The organism is Gardnerella sp. DNF00571G, from assembly GCF_049262695.1.
Taxonomy (GTDB): domain Bacteria; phylum Actinomycetota; class Actinomycetes; order Actinomycetales; family Bifidobacteriaceae; genus Bifidobacterium; species Bifidobacterium piotii.
Genome location: NZ_CP058396.1, coordinates 1,215,742 through 1,234,943 on the forward strand (window position 1 = coordinate 1,215,742; position 19,202 = coordinate 1,234,943).

10 protein-coding genes and 1 rRNA gene are annotated in these 19,202 nt (G+C 44.9%); 1 reads left to right on the plus strand and 10 read right to left on the minus strand.

Annotated features, from left to right (window positions below):
* Positions 1-99 precede the first annotated feature (99 nt).
* From HXT30_RS04840 to HXT30_RS04885, 10 genes are all read right to left on the minus strand, one after another.
* Positions 100-1,626 (minus strand): 16S ribosomal RNA (locus tag HXT30_RS04840).
* Positions 1,627-2,107: 481 nt separating this feature from the next.
* The gene (locus tag HXT30_RS04845; protein WP_422111429.1) at positions 2,108-2,941 is read right to left on the minus strand and encodes an HD domain-containing protein; all 834 of its coding nucleotides are present in this window, start codon (positions 2,939-2,941) and stop codon (positions 2,108-2,110) included.
* A 131-nt stretch (positions 2,942-3,072) separates the two neighbouring features.
* Positions 3,073-5,604 carry a KUP/HAK/KT family potassium transporter gene (locus HXT30_RS04850; protein ID WP_020757431.1) on the minus strand — a complete coding sequence of 844 codons (2,532 nt, stop codon included), beginning with the start codon at positions 5,602-5,604 and terminating at the stop codon, positions 3,073-3,075.
* A gap of 197 nt (positions 5,605-5,801) precedes the next feature.
* On the minus strand, positions 5,802-6,782 hold the full coding sequence (locus tag HXT30_RS04855) for a TatD family hydrolase (RefSeq protein WP_422111430.1): 981 nt from the start codon (positions 6,780-6,782) through the stop codon (positions 5,802-5,804).
* A gap of 65 nt (positions 6,783-6,847) precedes the next feature.
* Positions 6,848-8,644, minus strand: a complete 1,797-nt coding sequence (locus tag HXT30_RS04860; RefSeq protein ID WP_415680586.1) for an ABC transporter ATP-binding protein — start codon at positions 8,642-8,644, stop codon at positions 6,848-6,850.
* A gap of 1 nt (position 8,645) precedes the next feature.
* Positions 8,646-10,472 carry an ABC transporter ATP-binding protein gene (locus tag HXT30_RS04865; RefSeq protein WP_410310077.1) on the minus strand — a complete coding sequence of 609 codons (1,827 nt, stop codon included), beginning with the start codon at positions 10,470-10,472 and terminating at the stop codon, positions 8,646-8,648.
* A gap of 238 nt (positions 10,473-10,710) precedes the next feature.
* A complete protein-coding gene (locus tag HXT30_RS04870; protein ID WP_415701158.1) occupies positions 10,711-12,459 on the minus strand; it encodes an ABC transporter family substrate-binding protein in 1,749 nt (582 codons plus the stop codon).
* Between the two features lie 325 nt (positions 12,460-12,784).
* Entirely contained in the window at positions 12,785-14,680 is a 1,896-nt protein-coding gene (locus tag HXT30_RS04875) for an ABC transporter ATP-binding protein (RefSeq protein WP_116438792.1), read from the minus strand.
* Positions 14,681-14,700: 20 nt separating this feature from the next.
* Entirely contained in the window at positions 14,701-15,648 is a 948-nt protein-coding gene (locus HXT30_RS04880) for an ABC transporter permease (protein ID WP_422111431.1), read from the minus strand.
* A gap of 26 nt (positions 15,649-15,674) precedes the next feature.
* The gene (locus HXT30_RS04885; RefSeq protein WP_032815600.1) at positions 15,675-16,658 is read right to left on the minus strand and encodes an ABC transporter permease; all 984 of its coding nucleotides are present in this window, start codon (positions 16,656-16,658) and stop codon (positions 15,675-15,677) included.
* A 464-nt stretch (positions 16,659-17,122) separates the two neighbouring features.
* Between HXT30_RS04885 and HXT30_RS04890 the strand changes: the two genes are divergently transcribed.
* Entirely contained in the window at positions 17,123-18,577 is a 1,455-nt protein-coding gene (locus HXT30_RS04890; protein ID WP_422111432.1) for an aminopeptidase C, read from the plus strand.
* Positions 18,578-19,202: the final 625 nt, after the last annotated feature.

The following is a 19,202-nucleotide window of genomic DNA, read 5'->3' on the forward strand; positions in this document are numbered from 1 at the left end:
GGGAACCCAAAAGCATGCCCAACACACTCACAAAACGTTAACTATTGTTTTCCACACCAGTAACCACACTCAATCCGAGCGTGCACAAAAACTCCGTAGAAAGGAGGTGATCCAGCCGCACCTTCCGGTACGGCTACCTTGTTACGACTTAGTCCCAATCACGAGCCTCACCTTAGACGGCTCCATCCCAAAAGGGTTAGGCCACCGGCTTCGGGTGCTGCCCACTTTCATGACTTGACGGGCGGTGTGTACAAGGCCCGGGAACGCATTCACCGCGACGTTGCTGATTCGCGATTACTAGCGACTCCGCCTTCACGTAGTCGAGTTGCAGACTACGATCCGAACTGAGACCGGTTTTAAGGGATCCGCTCCATGTCACCATGTCGCATCCCGTTGTACCGGCCATTGTAGCATGCGTGAAGCCCTGGACGTAAGGGGCATGATGATCTGACGTCATCCCCACCTTCCTCCGAGTTAACCCCGGCGGTCCCCCGTGAGTTCCCGGCATAACCCGCTGGCAACACAGGGCGAGGGTTGCGCTCGTTGCGGGACTTAACCCAACATCTCACGACACGAGCTGACGACGACCATGCACCACCTGTGAACCTGCCCCGAAGGGAAACCACATCTCTGCAGTCGACAGGCACATGTCAAGCCCAGGTAAGGTTCTTCGCGTTGCATCGAATTAATCCGCATGCTCCGCCGCTTGTGCGGGCCCCCGTCAATTTCTTTGAGTTTTAGCCTTGCGGCCGTACTCCCCAGGCGGGACGCTTAACGCGTTAGCTCCGACACAGAACCCGTGGAATGGGCCCCACATCCAGCGTCCACCGTTTACGGCGTGGACTACCAGGGTATCTAATCCTGTTCGCTCCCCACGCTTTCGCTTCTCAGCGTCAGTAACAGCCCAGAGACCTGCCTTCGCCATTGGTGTTCTTCCCGATATCTACACATTCCACCGTTACACCGGGAATTCCAGTCTCCCCTACTGCACTCTAGCCCGCCCGTACCCGGCGCAAACCCACCGTTAAGCGATGGGCTTTCACACCAGACGCGACGAACCGCCTACAAGCTCTTTACGCCCAATAATTCCGGATAACGCTTGCGCCCTACGTATTACCGCGGCTGCTGGCACGTAGTTAGCCGGCGCTTATTCGAAAGGTACACTCACCCGAAAGCTTGCTCCCAATCAAAAGCGGTTTACAACCCGAAGGCCTTCATCCCGCACGCGGCGTCGCTGCGTCAGGGTTTCCCCCATTGCGCAATATTCCCCACTGCTGCCTCCCGTAGGAGTCTGGGCCGTATCTCAGTCCCAATGTGGCCGTCCGCCCTCTCAGGCCGGCTACCCGTCGAAGCCTAGGTGGGCCATTACCCCGCCTACAAGCTGATAGGACGCGACCCCATCCCATGCCACTAAACACTTTCCCAACAAGACATGCGTCAAGTTGGAGCATCCAGCATTACCACCCGTTTCCAAGAGCTATTCTGGAGCATGGGGCAGGTTGGTCACGCATTACTCACCCGTTCGCCACTCTCACCAACCAGCAAGCTGGTCGGATCCCGTTCGACTTGCATGTGTTAAGCACGCCGCCAGCGTTCATCCTGAGCCAGAATCGAACCCTCCACGAAAAACTTCAATGAAGAGCCAACATAAGGCTCCAATATAAAAGAAAAAGACGAGACATTCTTTAAGGAAAGAACATCCCAACAAAAAACCTCACCATCATTTAACCATCTCTCAGGCACCCCACAATCTGTGAGGCTGACAATGAACTGGCAATAATTAACTAATAAGTAGTACAGACACGCTCTTGAGTTCTCAAACCACCACCACACCAGCCGGCTCATCAACCTCAACCGAGGAGAACCAGCCGCGCTGAGCAGCAAGAGATAAACTTACACCAAAGCAAGCCCAAAAGCAAATCACACACAAGCCAACAAGCCAAAACCATTGAAACAGAGCCAAAACATCGGCGTGTTGAAAACACGGCTAAAACCACAACAAACCACCACAACCACCAACACAAAACCAAAAACAACCCAAAAAAACAAGAAAAACACCCCCAAAAACCAAAACACGGGAGTGTCGTAGGATAAATAGTCGCGCTAACTAATCAACTTTAAGCCCAAAGAAATCTGCAAGCTTGCAAACGCTCACTCTGCCATACTTATTAACCAAGCACATCCATCGCTTTGCGTTCTCTTCACCAAAACGCGCAGCCTTACGCCTATACGTATCTACAGTTAAAAATCGCGGCGGAATCGACTTACTGTTGTATTTATCAGCAACCATCACAATTTCTTGCTCAACTGTACGCGGAACATAATCGCCAGCAGGAAGCGGCAAATTTTGCAGGGCAACTTGCTCGCTAGTTAGCCCAACGCCCGTATGATTACGTGCAAATTGCGCAATATCTTCGCTAAAGCCGTTATCAATCAAATAGTTGTAGCCGCGCAAACCGTGCAAAATATAATTCGGCCCGTCAAACTCCAACTTGCCATTCGCTGCTTTTGAACCGTCTTTAGCTAAAACAAAATACGTTCCAATATCGTGCAACAATCCGCCAGCAAACGCCGCATACTCGTCTACATAATCTTTCGGCGCGATTCCGCCACTAACTTTAGGAAGCTCTAGCGGATTTGCGTCAATCAACTTTTTAAGACACGACTTTGCTAAATCACACCTGTTTTTTAGATCTTCATTGATTTTAGACATTTGGCGAAGCATAATTTGCTCAACGGATGCTGGCGACTTATCCGCAAAATCCTCAATACTACCAAGCTGCTTAAAAGCCAACAGCTGATTTTGGTGTCTAGCAAGCATCCAAGAAATCGTAGCAATAACAACACAATGGCAATGAATCAAATTGTACGCAGCTTCACTTGGCGCAGTAGCGCGATGCAACTTTTCAATCCTATTAAAATCAGGCAAATCTGCAAGCATAATAATCGCGCTCCTTAAACCCTAAATCACAAAACGGCCGTTATTGAAAGCAAGCGCACAAGCAAACATAAGCACATGTGCAAGCCAACGCAAACGGCCGATTAGCAATAAAGCAATAATTCGGGTTTTAATTATTTTTTAACTGCTTTAATCTGACCAGTATCTATTCTAGCGATTTTGCCAGTGTTAGATATTTTAGATTCCTTAGTCTCTTTATCCTTAGCCTCTTTATTTTCGGACTTGCTTCCAGACTTCTCAGACTTCTCAGACTTGACTTCTCCAGAAACATTCGCTGCAGCAATATCTCTAGCGTTCATAATCGCAGTTTGCTCAGCATCAACCGAAGCTTGCGCTGCAACATCATTGCCTTGCAAAGACTGAACAGCTCTAGATGAAGCAACCTCTTCTCGCTTTAATCGCGGAGGTCTACGAGTAGAAACAAACAACGGCTGAACTTCTACAATCGGATTGTACGGAGCTAAACCAAACCACTTAACTGGCGTTCCCGCAATATGACGAATCGCATACTTCATTTTTAGAGACAATGCGCCACGCAAAGAAATATTCGATTCAGGCATTAATGCCTTGTGCAAAAGCACGTAACGAATTGGGCCAATATCTGGATCCGCATCTACCTTAGGGTACACAGACTGCTGTTGTGGCAGCTCGCCCGTATGCGATAAATCGTGCATAATTTGATGCAAATATGCAGGAATCGAAGGAGAAACCTTAAATCCAAGCTTGATTTTAACGCGGAACAAATAATCCGTTCCAAAATTCTCCACGCAATATTCGCGAGTAAACGGAGCGTCATCAGTTTCTACAGAAACAGCCCACCACGCACGAGCGCGCTTAGGATGATCCGCAAAAATCGAGAAGAAAATACCAGTATCTAGGCGCTTCATCTCCTTATCGGAAGTCAAATACACAATATTGTCTGCAAAATAAGGGATTCTAAAATCACTGTGTAACTTATCTAGAACAGGCAAAAAGTCCTTAGGCTTCATGTGCAATCGCTGCGAGCGCTCAATCTTAGTGCCATCTTTCCAAGTGAGCATAATAATCAAAATCGAAGCACCAAGAAGCATGGTAAACCAGCCGCCATGCATAAACTTTGCCATAGATGCTATAAAGAACAAAATCTCAATAATCAGGAAGACTACAGCAAATACTAAAGCGCCAAGCTTCTTATTTTGATACCACATGTGAACCGTAAGAAGTATTGTTGTTGCAATCATGGTAAGCGTAAGCGCAAGACCGTACGCTCCAGATATATGCTCAGAATCCTTAAACACGGCCAAAACTGTAAGAGTTGCAAGACAGAGCACAAAATTAACAACAGGAATATAAAGCTGACCGCGAGTTCGCGCAGGGTATCGCACTTGAAGATGAGGCATCCAGTTAAGGCTTGTAGCTTCCGAAACCATAGTAAAAGCACCAGTAATCAAAGCCTGGGATGCAATAATGCCAGCTGTTACAGAAAGCACAACGGCAACGTAACGTAAATTCGGGCTTAGCATCTGGAAGAACGGGTTTAAGCCTTCTATAGACCACAATGCTTTATTGTTTTGATGCTGAAGCATCCAGCTGCCTTGACCGAAGTAGTTTAGAATAAGCGCCACTTTAATAAACGGCCAAGTAACATAAACGTTTCCACGACCAACGTGACCCATATCAGAATACAGCGCTTCTGCACCAGTTGTAGAAAGGAATATAATGCCCATTAAGGCCATTCCTTGCATATTGTGCGAACTAAACAAGAACTTTAGGCCGTAAATCGGATTCAAAGCCTCAAAAATCGCCAGATTTTCGCCAATATTCATGATTCCAACAAGCGCTAGGAATCCGAACCAAATCATAACGACTATGCCGAAAACTTTTCCAATTCTTTCGGTTCCGCGCTGTTGAACAGAAAACAGAATCACAATAATAATTACCGTGATCATTAAAGAAAGATTGTCGTTTTCTAAGAAGATAGGCCTAAATGCAGATATTGTGCGCAAGCCTTCTACTGCAGAAGATATTGAAACTGCTGGAGTTAGAACAGAATCCGCAAGGAACGCCGCACCACCAATCATTGCTGGAATCGCAAGCCATGCGCCTTTTCGCCTAATAAGCGAGTAGAGTGCAAAAATTCCGCCTTCGCCCTTGTTGTCTGTTCGCATTGCAACAAACACGTATTTTACTGTTGTGATTAGCGTAATTGACCAAAACACAAGGGAAAGCATGCCATAAACCGCTTCGCGACTAATGTTTTGCAATCCGCCTTGACCTGCCAAGAATGTTTGAGCAGTGTACAAAGGAGACGTTCCAATATCTCCATAAACAACGCCCAATGCCACAATTGACATTCCCAAAGTGAATTTATCGGAGCTGGTTTGTATCTTTGCCCACAATCTTCCAAGCGGGCCTCTAACAGCACTATCCGCAAGCTTTTCGGCCTCTTTAACCTCTTTCGCTTGCTGATACGCCAACGCCTCTCGCTCTTCGCGAGTGGTGGTTTTCTGAGAAACCTTTGGCGCTTTTGTAAAAGAAGCGGCCTTTAGAATCGCCTCTTTAGGGTTTGTTACGCCCTTATTAGCGGCCTTCTCAGACTCCTTCGCCACGTTACGAAGATCTTTAGCGTTATCACCAGATAACGCTGAAACGCGTGACTTAGTCATGCTTGATTTTTCCTCCAAAAAGTAAAACCTCTTCTTGGCAATAATCTGCCATAATAAGAAGTCGCATACGGTCTTACCACTTACAGTTTTATTTATTTGTACCTAAATATTGTATACAACAACAGATATATAGCGCAAAATTGCCGCAGAATCCTTGAAAAATGAGGGCTAATTTAAGCGTGATTAATGCCTAAATTTTAAAAACCATAAACTTCATGCGTTGTTTTTAAGGTTGACTTTGCTACCTCCCTCAAAGAACAGTCAAGCGCGGTTGCTAACGATTCAAGAGTGTAAGGCACCATATAAGGCGCGTTAGGCCGTCCTCTGTAAGGCATCGGCGTAAGGTACGGCGCATCCGTTTCAACAGTTATGTGGTCTTTGCCAATGATTCGCGCAGACTCTTGCAAATCCTCGTTGCCCTTATAGCTAATCGTTCCAGAAAAACTTGCGTACCATCCGTTTTCTTTTAGCACTTGAGCTAAGTCTTTTCCGCCAGAATAGCTGTGAAACACTGTGCGCTCTGGCGCTCCGTCTTTTAACAAAATTTCTACAACATCGCTATGCGCATCTCTATCGTGAATTTGAAGCGGCAAATTAAGCTCTTTTGCAAGTGCTATATGCGCGCGGAATGAGTCGCGTTGGTAAATTCTTGCGCGTTCACCTGTGCGAAAATAGTCTAATCCCGTTTCGCCAATCGCAACTACTTCTTTGGGGTGCCCTATTACTAGCGAGCGCAAGCGTTGCATTGCTTCGTCAAATGAAATATCGTGGTACGTCTTATAAACTACTGGCAAGCCGTCTGGCCCTTCTGCTCCCCTATGACCGTGTAGAGGCGCTTCGTTTGGGTGAATCGCTATTGCAGCACGCACACAATCCGCGTGAGCTACCGCAAAGTCTATTGTTGGTTGCCAATCTGGGTATTCGCATCCAACTTCAATCATTTTGGAAACGCCTGATGCTTTTGCACTATTTACTAAGTCATCTGCAGTTGGTTCAGCAATTGGTTCTCGACCTTTTTGCGCTAATTCTTGATTAAGATTTTTTGCAAAATCCACTACGCTTAGTATATGCGTGTGGTCGTCTGCGATTGTTATGCCTTCTTTAATTAGATTCTGCCATATTTCAGACTGCTCTGTTAAAGAAGGCGCCCAATTGTGTTCGCGATGATGCTTACTCATGATTTACAAGTGTAGTCGCAGATTTAACGTGACTTAAAACGTGACTTAAAAAGTGACTTTTGCGCTTATTGAATCGCAGCACTAATCGCAGCGTACTGCGATTCCACAAGTCTGTAATACGCACCTTTTTGCGCCATAAGTTGCTCATGGCTTCCTCGCTCCACGATTTGCCCATGGTCAATCACGCAAATCAAATCCGCATTCTCGATTGTAGAAAGCCTGTGTGCAATCACAAAAGAAGTACGATTTTTAAGCAATTGAGCTAATCCTGCTTGCAAAGCTTCTTCTGTACGAGTATCTATATTGCTTGTTGCTTCGTCTAGGATTAAAATTCGCGGGTCTGCTAAAAGCACGCGCGCAAACGATATAAGCTGCCTTTGGCCTGCAGAAAGAGTAGCTCCTCGCTCTTCAATCTTAGTATCGTAGCCATTAGGCAATTCTTCAATAAACTCGTGCGCGTGAACCACCCGAGCTGCAGCCTCAATCTCTTCGTCTGTTGCGTCAAGCTTGCCGTATCGAATGTTTTCTTTAACAGTTCCGCTAAATATAAAGCTGTCTTGAAGCATAACGCCCATTTGCTTTCGCAAAGATGCTAACGTTATTGAACGCACATCGTAGCCGTCAATTGTGATTGAGCCTTCGGAAACGTCGTAGAATCTAGAAAGCAAGCTTACAAGCGTTGTTTTACCCGCTCCAGTAGGGCCAACAAGAGCAACCGTTGTTCCAGGCTCAACATGCAAGTCAACTAAATTCAAAATCGGCTTTCCGCCCTCTTCGTAGCGAAAAACAACATCGTTTACGTCAACCTTGCCTTTAATTTTCGGCAATTCTTTTGCATCTGGCTTATCTACAATATTTGGCTTAATACTTAAAGTCTCAAAAATGCGCTCCAAATACACTGAGCATGTTACAAGTTGCGTGTAGAAGTTACCAATGTTTACAACTGGCTCCCAAAAAGTGCTCGAATACCACACAAATGCTATAAGAGTACCCGTGCTTATGTTCATACTGCTTGCGTTTGTTATGCCAACATAGTAGAGCAGCGAAATTGCTGCGCTTTCAATAATCGAAGCTCCAGGCCAAAGCAGCATTTGCACTCTAACATTTTGCATCCACGCTTTTCTAACTCCCGACTGCTGCTCCTGGAATGTAGCGTATTGCTCCGATTCGCGCGCAAAAGTCTGAGTTGTTTTTACGCCTGCGATTGATTCGTGCAAATATGCGTTAAGATTGCTTTGCTTATTTGATAGTTTTTTAGACGCTTTTCGTTGCAAAATTTGCAAAGTGCGAGTCCAGATTATAAAAACTGGGAATAATACAAGACTCCACAACGCCATTCGCCAATCCATAGCAAACATTGCGATTAGCGTAATGATTAGCACAAAAACATCGGAAAATACGTTGATTAAACCAGAAGAAAGCGTGTCGGAAAGCGTGTTTATGTAGTTTACTATGCGAATCAAAATCTTGCCGTGTGGGCGCGAATCGAAGTAATCAAACGATAACGATTGCACGTGCGTAAAAATATCGCGACGCATATCTTTAATTACCATTTGACCAAGTCGCGTAATTGCAAGCGTTCTGTAGGCTAACCCAAGCTCATACAGCACAATAAGCACGCCAAACAATGCAATAAGCGCGTACAAATAAGAAACGTTTTTATTAGGCAAAACTACATCTATAAGTGTTTTTGTAATCATTGGAGTTACTGTCATAATGCAACTTCCGCTAATAACAACTAAAACTATTTTGACTAGCTGCCATGCGTACGGCTTTATGTATTTGCGAACACGCATCAACTCGTGCAAATTTACGTGCTCTTCTTGGCCTTCGTCTTCTCTATAAGTGTTGCGCTGCGCCATTCTACTCCCCCTTAGCCTCGTGTGAATCTTCAAATCCCAAAGCTTTGCCTGTTTGCATACCAAGCTGCTTTTTGTAGATTTCCCAATATCTTCCATGCGACGCAACAAGCTGCTCGTGTGTTCCGCGCTCTACGATTTTGCCGTGATCTAGCACAACAATCATGTCTGCGTCTTTAACAGATGAGATTCTGTGCGCAATTGTGATTACTGTTCGTAAGCCGTCTAACTTTTTTAGCTCTTTTTGAATATGCTCCTCAGTTTCCATGTCTACTGCAGAAGTTGTATCGTCCATAATTAAGACTGCGGGATTATTTGCTAGCGCGCGAGCAAGACTTAAGCGCTGCTTTTGACCGCCCGAAAGGCCAACTCCTCGTTCTCCTACAACAGTTTCGTAGCCTTCTGGCATGCTCATAATAAAATCGTCTGCATCTGCGATTCTTGCCATGCGCCTAATCGTGCCATCTAATTCTTTGCAATTTTCCTCGTTTTGAGGCAATCCAAAGCTAATATTTCCTGCAATTGTATCGGAAAACAGGAATGTTTCTTGCGCGACTATGCTAACTTGATTTCTAACAGTTTCTAGAGGCCATTCGCGAACGTCTTTTCCATCAATCAAAACGCGACCACGAGTAGGATCATAAAAACGCGCTATAAGACTTACAAGAGTTGATTTTCCAGATCCCGTTTCGCCTAAGATTCCAAGCTTTGTGCCTGCTGGAACATCTAAATCAATATCGCTTAAAATTGGCGAATCAAGATCGTCTGGGAATGCAAAATCAACGTGTTCAAAAGTTACGCGGCCCTTAACTTTAACGTTTTTCTTGGCAGCGCTTGGCAAATCAATATGCGATTCTTGCGTAAGCAGCTTACGAATATTCACGCATCCTGCATTGAACCGCTGCCAATCGTTAATAAGCCACCCCACCATTCTTACTGGCATGTGGAGCATCCAAAGAAAACTGTTAAACGTTACAAACGCGCCCAAAGTCATGCTTCCATTAAGCACAAGCCATCCGCCAAATCCTACTGTTACAAGCTCCAACGCAAAGCCCATACCGTCAAGCCATGGCATGTATTTTTGCGTGTTTTTTGCAAGCGTAATATTGCGATTAAAGTAATCTTCATTGCATTTATCGAATTTCTGAGTTTCAAAAGGCTCGCGAACAAAAGCTTTTACAACGCGATTGCCTTCAATGTTTTCTTCTACCATTGAATTCATGCGTGCAAACGATTCGCGAATCGCAAGGAACTTTGGCCTAGCATTCTTGCCCATAAGCTTTGCAAGCCAGAACAAAAATGGCGTAATTGCCATAAGCGCTAACGCTAGCTGCCATTGGATTGAAAACATTATAACTAGCGCAAACACAAACATTACTAAGCAATCCAGCGCCATATAAGACACCCAGCTTAAAATGTGGCGAATCGCGTCCGTATCCGAAGTCATGCGGCTCATAATGTCGCCTGTGCGCGTGTGATTAAAGTATGTAAAATCAAGCGAATGCAGCTTCTCGTACTCGTCGCTTACAAGGCGATACACGGCGTTTTGGCCAAATCTTTCCATTTGAAGCTGGTAGATATATCTTGAGCCTACGCGAATAATCATCATTGCAACCATTAGCACGCATACAAAAGCAAGCAAATCATGCTGTTTTCCAATAATGACTTTGTCTACAATAAAGCCCGAAAGCAGCGGCATTGTCATTGCCATTGTGTCGTTTATAGTAAAAAGAACTAGCGATACGCCTACTCTCCACATATCTGGCTTACAATATTGCAAAACCCAGCGCACATTACTCGCGTCTTTGCGTTTACTTGGATTTACATACATGCGCTAGATTCTCCCTTATTTTTGACTTCGCGATTTATTTTTTATTAAGTTTTATTAAGTTTATACTATTTTTCTGAGTTTATTTTTGCGCGACTATTTTTTACGCGATTATTTTCTGCGTAACTACGCACGCGATTACAGCAAAAGCATGTGGCGTGCAGCCAAAGACCACACGCCACATGCTATAAGTTAAGCAATCAGCTTAGTAAACTTGCGCGAGTTATCGCTACAAATTTACTCACTTCTGCCAACCAATGTTTTCAACAAAAACGTTAGCATATCCAGCAGGACCGCCGTTAGCGAAGCCCTTCTTGTATGCCTGATAGGTTGGAGGAGCAGAAACTGGAAGCGTACCATACTCGGCGAAAGCCATGGACTCAGCCTTGTTGGCCAATGCAGTCTGTTCCTTGTAATCGTAAGTCTTACCAACCTTGGCGAGCAGGGCATCAATCTTCTTGTTGCCAGTGCCAGTAAAGTTGGAATCGCTCTTAGAACCGTAGACCTGGGAAGCGGATCCCACGAAGCTCAATGGGGATTGGGAAACCCAAGCCATTGGAAGCACCTGGAAGTCGAAGGAGGTTACAGTCTTAGAGAACTTAGAAGCAGGCTTGTTTACAGTCTTGCACTTCATGCCAGCCTTCTTCATCATGGCCTGGAATGCGTTAGCAAGAGCTGCCTGAGTAGAGTCATCGCCGAAGAAGGTGAATGTGAACTGAACGGTCTTACCATTCTTAGCGTAGTAACCGTCTTTGCCCATCTTGTAGCCAGCGGCCTCAAGAGTCTTCTTAGCGTTTTCTACGTTGAACTTACCATCAGCTGGGAGGTTGTTCTTGTAGCCAGCCTGGAACATGGAGAGAAGCTCCGAACCTGGCTGCTCGCTCTTCCAGCTCATACCCTGGAACTGAATCTTGTTGTAGGTGGCAACGTCGAATGCCTGGACAACGGCCTTACGCACGGCCTTGTCTTTGAATGCGCCAGCCTTTGCGTTTAAGTTAATAACACGAATCTTGGTGCTGTAGCCGTAACGGAGCTGAGCGCCCTTAACGCTACGAGCAGCCTTAACCTTATCCTTGGTGGAGATGGAATCCACGGAATCGATTTCGCCGTTCTGGAAGGCGTTCATTGCAGCGGTATCTTCCATACGCTTTACAACAACCTTGTCAAGCTTTGCCTTCTTGCCCCACCACTTTGGATTGCGCACGAAAACAACCTGATCTTCGGTTGCGGACTGAATCTCGAATGGACCTGCACCCCACTCGTTGTGAGGATTACCTACCCAACCCTGGTTGAATACGGTTGGATCGGTTGCCTTTGGATGAACCAATGGAGCGAAAAGCAATTCCCAAGTTGCGCATGGCTTATTGTACTTAACGATTACTTGCTTAGGATTTGCGCCCTGCTCAACGGACTCAATGCAATCATAGCCTTCGTGAGATGGAACGGAGTATGCTTCGTTCTTGCCATTCATAACTTCCCAAGTGGCCTTGAAAGCAGTGTAATCAATGTCTGTGCCATCGTTCCACTTAGCCTTTGGGTTCAAATCGTACTGAACTACGAGTGGCTTGTCGCTAACCTTCTTAACAGAAGTAATGTAATCAGGGTTGTACTTAACCTTCTCGCCCTTAACAGTGTCATAATAAGTAAACGATGGTTGGTAGAAGCCCCACAAAGTAGCCATGTAAGCAGTGTTACCATCGTTGGAAGCGTAGTTCCAGTTTGGACCCATGTCGGAAAGCGAGAACGTGTAAGTACCGCCATCCTTAACATTGTCACGAGGCTGTGGATTGTCGTAACGCTTATCAACCTTAGGCATTGGAAGAGCGCCAGTGTAGGAAGTATCTACACCTGCGGCTGGCTCTTCGGTCATGCCGCCCTTAGCTTTATCTGCCGTAGTGGCGGTTGTACCACCACAAGCGCCAAGCAGCATTGCAACAGAAAGTGCAGCTGCGGCGAATACAGTCAATTTGCCTGCATTAGTATTTTTCATGATTCCTCTCATTCCCCAGAAATGATGTCCACTTTCTGGTATGTGTGTAGAGTATATCTAATCTTTTGACATTTTGTGTTACGACTTTTTTAACAAATGCTGAATTTAAGCTTTTGTTACTTAAGATTTAATCCGTAAAAAAGAAAATTAAATGCAGAAAACCGCCAAACAGAAAATTTTTTAGTTTATTTTAATTAAAAAACAAAATATATTACTTTTTTTAGAATTTATGTGCCCGTAACAAAAAATCGCGTGTGTCTTGCATAACACACGCGATCAAACTTGCCCTAAACAAAAGTTTAGGCGCATTCACAAAAGATTAGAATCAGACGCTTGCAACGTCATCAAACGAATCTTCTTCGTTAAGAATAATACGCTTGCGATTCTTCTCAATAACAGGATCTGGAATTGGCACAGCGCTAATCAAAGCCTTAGTGTACGGATGCTTAGGATTATCGAACACCTCATCCGTCTCGCCAGATTCAACAATGCGACCGTGGTACATAACAGCAATTCGGCTAGAAATATGACGAACAACTGCCATGTTGTGAGCAACAAACAAGTAAGCAACACCCAACTTATCTTGCAAATCTTCAAGCAAGTTAATAATTCCAGCCTGAATAGAAACATCCAAAGCCGAAACAGGCTCATCAAGAAGAAGCAGCTTAGGGTTTACAGCCAAAGCACGAGCAATAGCAATACGCTGACGCTGACCACCAGAGAACTGCGTTGGGAAGCGATCAACCTGATCTGGATTCAGCTCAACAAGCTGCATAAGCTCCGCAATACGCTGACGAATCTCTTCCTTCGACTTCTTTTGAACATGAAGAGGCTCTGCCAAAATATCGTAAACAAGCATACGAGGATCAAGGGAGCTCATAGGGTCCTGGAACACGTATTGAATCTTAGAACGAAGCTCGCGACGCTGCTCGCTAGTCAACTTATCGTTAAGCTCGGTGCCGAAGACGGTAATAGAGCCAGCTTCTGGCTTCTTTAAGCTCATGATTTCCATCAAAGTAGTTGACTTACCAGAACCAGATTCTCCAACAAGAGCCACAGTTTCGCCTTCGCGAATCTCAAGGTCAATGCCATCAACAGCGCGAACTTCGCCAACCTTGCGTCGCAAGAAACCGCCACCTGTAATTGGGAATGTTTTAACTAAGCCCTTAACATCCAAAACAACCTTGCGATCCTCGCGAGGAATGCCTTCAAACATTGGCTTAATCGTTTTTTCGGTTTCTGCATGAAGCATCGCGCGAACAGTTTCGCTTTCTGCCTCAAGGCCCATCATATCGCTGGTATCTCCACTCTTTTCTTCTGCAATCAACATATCCATTGTTGGCTTAGAGATTGGAGTTAAGCGGCGAGTGCGCTTTTGATCAACGCGCGGAACAGCGCCAAGCAAACCGATTGTGTATGGCTGAGTTGGGTGAGCAAAAATCTCCTCAACGCTATTATGCTCAACCAAATGACCCGCATACATAACAATAACTTCGTCTGCAACGCCAGCAATAACGCCCAAATCGTGAGTAATGAAGATCATTGCGGCGCCAGTTTCTTTCTGAGCCTTCTTCAAAACATCCAAAACTTGAGCCTGAATCGTAACATCCAAAGCGGTAGTAGGCTCATCAGCAATAATAATATCTGGGTTGTTAGCAATTGCCATTGCAATCATAACGCGCTGACGCATGCCACCAGAAAACTCATGAGGGAACGCCTTTAAGCGCTCAGCTGGCTTAGTAATACCAACCAAGTTAAGAAGCTCAATAGAGCGATCGCGAATCTGCTCTTCGGTCATATTTGGATTATGAATAACCAAAGCTTCCTTAAGCTGATCTCCAATAGAAAACACTGGAGTTAAAGCAGAAAGAGGATCCTGGAACACCATTGCAATGTTCTTACCGCGAATCTTACTCATCTCTGCATCAGACTTTGTTAAAAGCTCTTCGCCCTTATAAACAACAGAACCCTTAACAGAAGCATTCTTATCTAGCAAGCCCATAACAGCCAAAGAAGTAACAGACTTACCAGATCCAGATTCGCCAACAATACCAATTGTTTTGCCGCGATACAAATCAAAGTTCATATTGCGAACAGCGTGAACTGTACCAGCTTCCGAAGCAAAGCTAATTTGCAAGTTGCGTACAGAAAGAAGTGGTTCGTTGTTCTGATTTTCCATTGCAAAGTCTTCCTTATTTGCGTTATTACCCATATCAGTCATGTTTAAACCTCCAACAAGCCTTACTCGGCCTTACCAACAGACCTAGAATATGGATCAATCGCATCGCGCAAGCCATCTCCAATAAGCTGAACGGAGAAAGTCAAAACAACCAAAACCGCAGAAGGAACCAAAAGAACCCAAGGAGATGTCATAACGCTACTTTGACCAACGTTAAGAAGAGTACCCAAAGAAGTATCTGGAGCCTTAATACCAAGACCCAAGAAGCTCAATGCTGTTTCGCCATTGATTGCGCCGATAACACCAAGAACCGTGTTAATAATCAAAACGGAACCAAGATTTGGAACAAGATGGCGAACAATAATGCGGAACGAAGAAACGCCTTCAAACTTAGCGGCACGCACATATTCACGTTCACGCAAGCTCAAAGTCAAAGTTCTAAGCGTACGAGCGTAACCAATCCAGCCAAAGGAAGTCATGCCAAATGCAAGCCACAACCAATCGTTGCCGCCAGTAGCAGAGCTAACAATCAAAGCAATAAGCAAGAAGGATGGAACAATCAAAAGCATGTCTAGAAGCCACATACCAACCTGCTCAAACCAACCTTCAAAGTAAGAGATAGCAGTACCAACCAAAGCAGCAATAATCGTAATCGAAATGGAGCTTACAATACCAATAGAAAGCGAGCGGCCAAGTCCGCGAACAACCATTGCATACATGTCTGATCCGCCAGGCGTAGTTCCAAGCCAATGCTCAGCACTAGGAGGAGTTGCAAGAGCTGTAAAATCAGGCTCGTCGTAGCCCCACTTGCTAATCTTAGATCCAAACAAAGCAAGAAGAATCAAGAGAACAAGTAAAACTAAGCCAACAACAGCGGATGGACGCCTAAAGAAGCGGCGCGTATAAAGCGTTATTTTGCCTGTGCGCTTAAAATTACCCCAAGAATTAGCAGTTGCCTTTTTATCGGCAGCAGACTCTTGAGACTTTGAAGATACATCTTTTTTACTCATATCAATACACCTACACTATTGCGCAATTAGCTCAAACGAATACGAGGATCAAGCCAAGCGGAGAAGATATCTGCCAACAAGGCTCCGGCCAAAGTACACACGGCTCCGAACGCAGCAATAGCAACAGAACCATTAATATCGTTATTAGAAATAGTTTGTACGAAGTAGCTACCCAAACCGTTAATTGCAAACACGGTTTCGGTAATCACAGCGCCCGTAAACACGCCTGCAATAGAGAAGGCAACGTCTACGGCAGTAGGAATCAAAGAAGTACGCAAAGCGTGACGACGAATAGCCACATTTAGAGGCAAACCCTTAGCGCGAGCAGTACGAACGTAATCAGCATTCATAGTATCGAGCAAATAGGTGCGCTGCGTAAGATGGTAGCCAACCATGCCAGGAACGGTCATAACAATTGTTGGCAAAATCAAATGCTGCAAGAAGTCAAGAATAAAAGCAATAGGATTAGAACCCTGATAGGAATGTAATCCAGTAACAAAGAACAAACGAGAACCAGCAGCGTTGTTAATGCTAATCGCAGCTAAAACAATAAGTAACCCAAACACGGCGGCTGGAACAACAAGCAAGAACGTAGCAATAGAGTTAAGAACCCTGTCTTGCCACTTATATTGGCGAATAGCAGTATAAACACCAACGCTAACGCCTAAAACAATACCAAGAACAGTTGCGCAAGTAACCAGCTGCACCGATGCGCCGATTCGCGCAGCAATCGCAGGACCAACAGGCGCTTGCTCTGGGCTTAATCCCCAATCCCAACGAGTAAGAACGCCAGTAATCCAACGCAAATACCTTGTAATAACTGGAGTTTGGTCGTTAATATTTGCCAAATCCAAAGAACGGTTAATCGAAGGAATTGGCGGATGCGGATGCCTAGACATATAGTTCGATCGCGGATCCATAAATGCACTTGCCAAGAAATACGTCATGGATACGGATACAAACAGCATCACAACATAATTCAGGCATCGTTTAACGATGTATCGTATCATTGTGACTCTTTTCTACGTCTAAACATTGTTACCTCCATCTGGTAACTGCAAACTTACGCTTGCACACTGCCATCATTTAATCACTAATCAAAAAGGCAAATCATAAGCGTTCAAGGCACACTTAAGTAAGCCCTAATAATTTGGACGTGTAATTAGTATATTTTTAGCTAACCTATGTACATTACCTAAAATAAACACGTAATAACACGTAATAAATAGTAATCTTAGTCAAAATTAATACATAAAATTGGCAAAATATCAAAATATTTAACGAAATTACTTAAAATTTACGAAAATTAGTTTCGCAAATCGCCGCAAACGCATAAAAATACATATTTTACATAAACGAAACACGAACACTCGCGAACACTCGCGAACAATTTGAGCCGCGCAAAACGCGACTCGTGCATTGAGCAAGCTACAATAACGCTTATTCACTGTTTTTAACAAGATAAAGGAGATATATGTCTGAAAACGTAAAAGCCGTTACACTAAACGACGTGCGCGAATATTCTAAGCATTTTAACGAACAGCGAGCAAATCGAGTAGCAGCAAACGCTTCGGTATCGAGCGGCGTTCTTAAAGCAGCAACAAGCTACCAGGGTCAGCGCGCACTTCCACGCGAATTTTCTATAGAACTAAAGCAAGGAACAATAACAAACCAACAGCATTCTGGACGTTGCTGGATGTTTGCATCGCTTAACACTTTGCGCTACGAGCTTATGCATAAGTGGAATCTAGAAGACTTTGAGTTTTCCGAAAGCTACTTGTTCTTCTGGGACAAGATTGAAAAAGCAAACGCATACTTGGAAAACGTTTTGGCGACTTTAGATGAAACATTAGATAGCCGAATTTTTGAGAGCATCAACTACGGTCCGATTGACGATGGCGGATGGTGGCAAATGTTCGTTAACTTGGTAAACAAGTACGGACTTATGCCAAAGAGTGCATACCCAGATTCGCAAAACGCTACCGATTCCGAAGCATTCGTGCAATACATTAACAGCAAGCTTCGCGAGTTTGCATGCGAATTGCGCGAGGCACACAAGAATGGCACTTCTATGGAAGAGTTGCGAAAAATGAAGATTCGCGACTTGGAAACTGTGTACCGCATGACCGCGATTGCTCTTGGCGAGCCACCAGAGCGTTTCGACTTCTTTGCACGCACTAAAGATGACGACGATAAGAAGGACGATAAGAAGAGCGGCGAAAATAGCGAATCTAAGAGCGACGAAAAGAAAGACGATAAAGGCAGCGAAAAGCCAAAGAGCGGTAAAGACGATCGCCCAATGATTTGCGAATACGGCATTACGCCACTCGAGTTTGCAAAGAAGTACGTGCCAGTAGACGTAAACGACTTTGTAAGCTTGTGCAACTCCCCAATGGAACGCACTCCGTTCAACAAGCTCTACCAACTCAAGTACACAACAAACGTTGCTGAGACGAAGGAAATGGAGTTTGCAAACGTTGCGCTAGAAGTGTTCCGCAAAGCCGCTGTTGATCAGCTAAAAGACGGACACCCAATTTGGTTCGCTTGCGATTGCACGCAATTCTCGCTAAGGCAAGAGGGCTTCTTTGACCCAGCAGTTGTGCGCGTAGATGAGCTATTTGATGTAGAGTTTACATTCGACAAAGCTAAAGGTTTGGAATACATGGATTGCCCAGGCAACCACGCAATGACCTTTACTGGCGTAAATCTTAACAAAGATGGCAAGCCAGACCGCTGGAAGATTGAAAACAGCTGGGGTAAAGATAACGGCGAAGATGGATACTACGTTGGATCCGCGCAGTGGTTTGACCGCTACGTTACAGAAATCATTATTAACAAGAAGTATCTTGATGAAGCAACGCGAGCAATATTGGATCAGGAGCCTGTAATGCTTGATCCGTGGGTGCCGCTTACAAAGCGCTGCCGCTAAACTTGATTTAGCACAAGCTGATTTATAAACGCAGATTGCATTCGCAAATTACAAATGCAGTCTGCGTTTTTTTATTTTATTGCGCTTGCCTCGCTTGGTATTGCGCGATTTCCTATTTGGTGTTGTAGGAGGGCTGGGTGTTTCTTGTCTCACAACGCTCCGCCTCTTACGTGTAGTTTGTTGTTACGGTTGTTCCGATTTGGCTTTGATTTTGTTTTTGGTTGAAGTTTGTTTGTAGGCGTGTGCCATTGGATTATTTGGTATCGGCTGCCGCTCTTATACTGTTCGACCAAGAATCACCCAGCCCTCTTACATGCTTGAACAATTGCGTATCTCTTAATCGCCTGAGATTCTCGATTTTTCTTGCTGCTTCAGCGAATCACCATCAAAGATGCTGAGGTTCGCTTCATCCGCCGCGAAAAATCTCGAATCTCTACCTCACTTAGCGTAATCATGTAGTTCGTTTGCGCTACGACCTGCCTTTGCGCTTAAAGCGTAGCGCGCGGTTTCCCGCGTTTGTACCTGATTCACGGCGTGTTGAGCAACATTTTCGTGAAATGTGAGTAAGCGGCGAACACTTGAAAAAGATAAAAGATAAAAAGAAGCCCGGTGGGAAAGAGAAAAC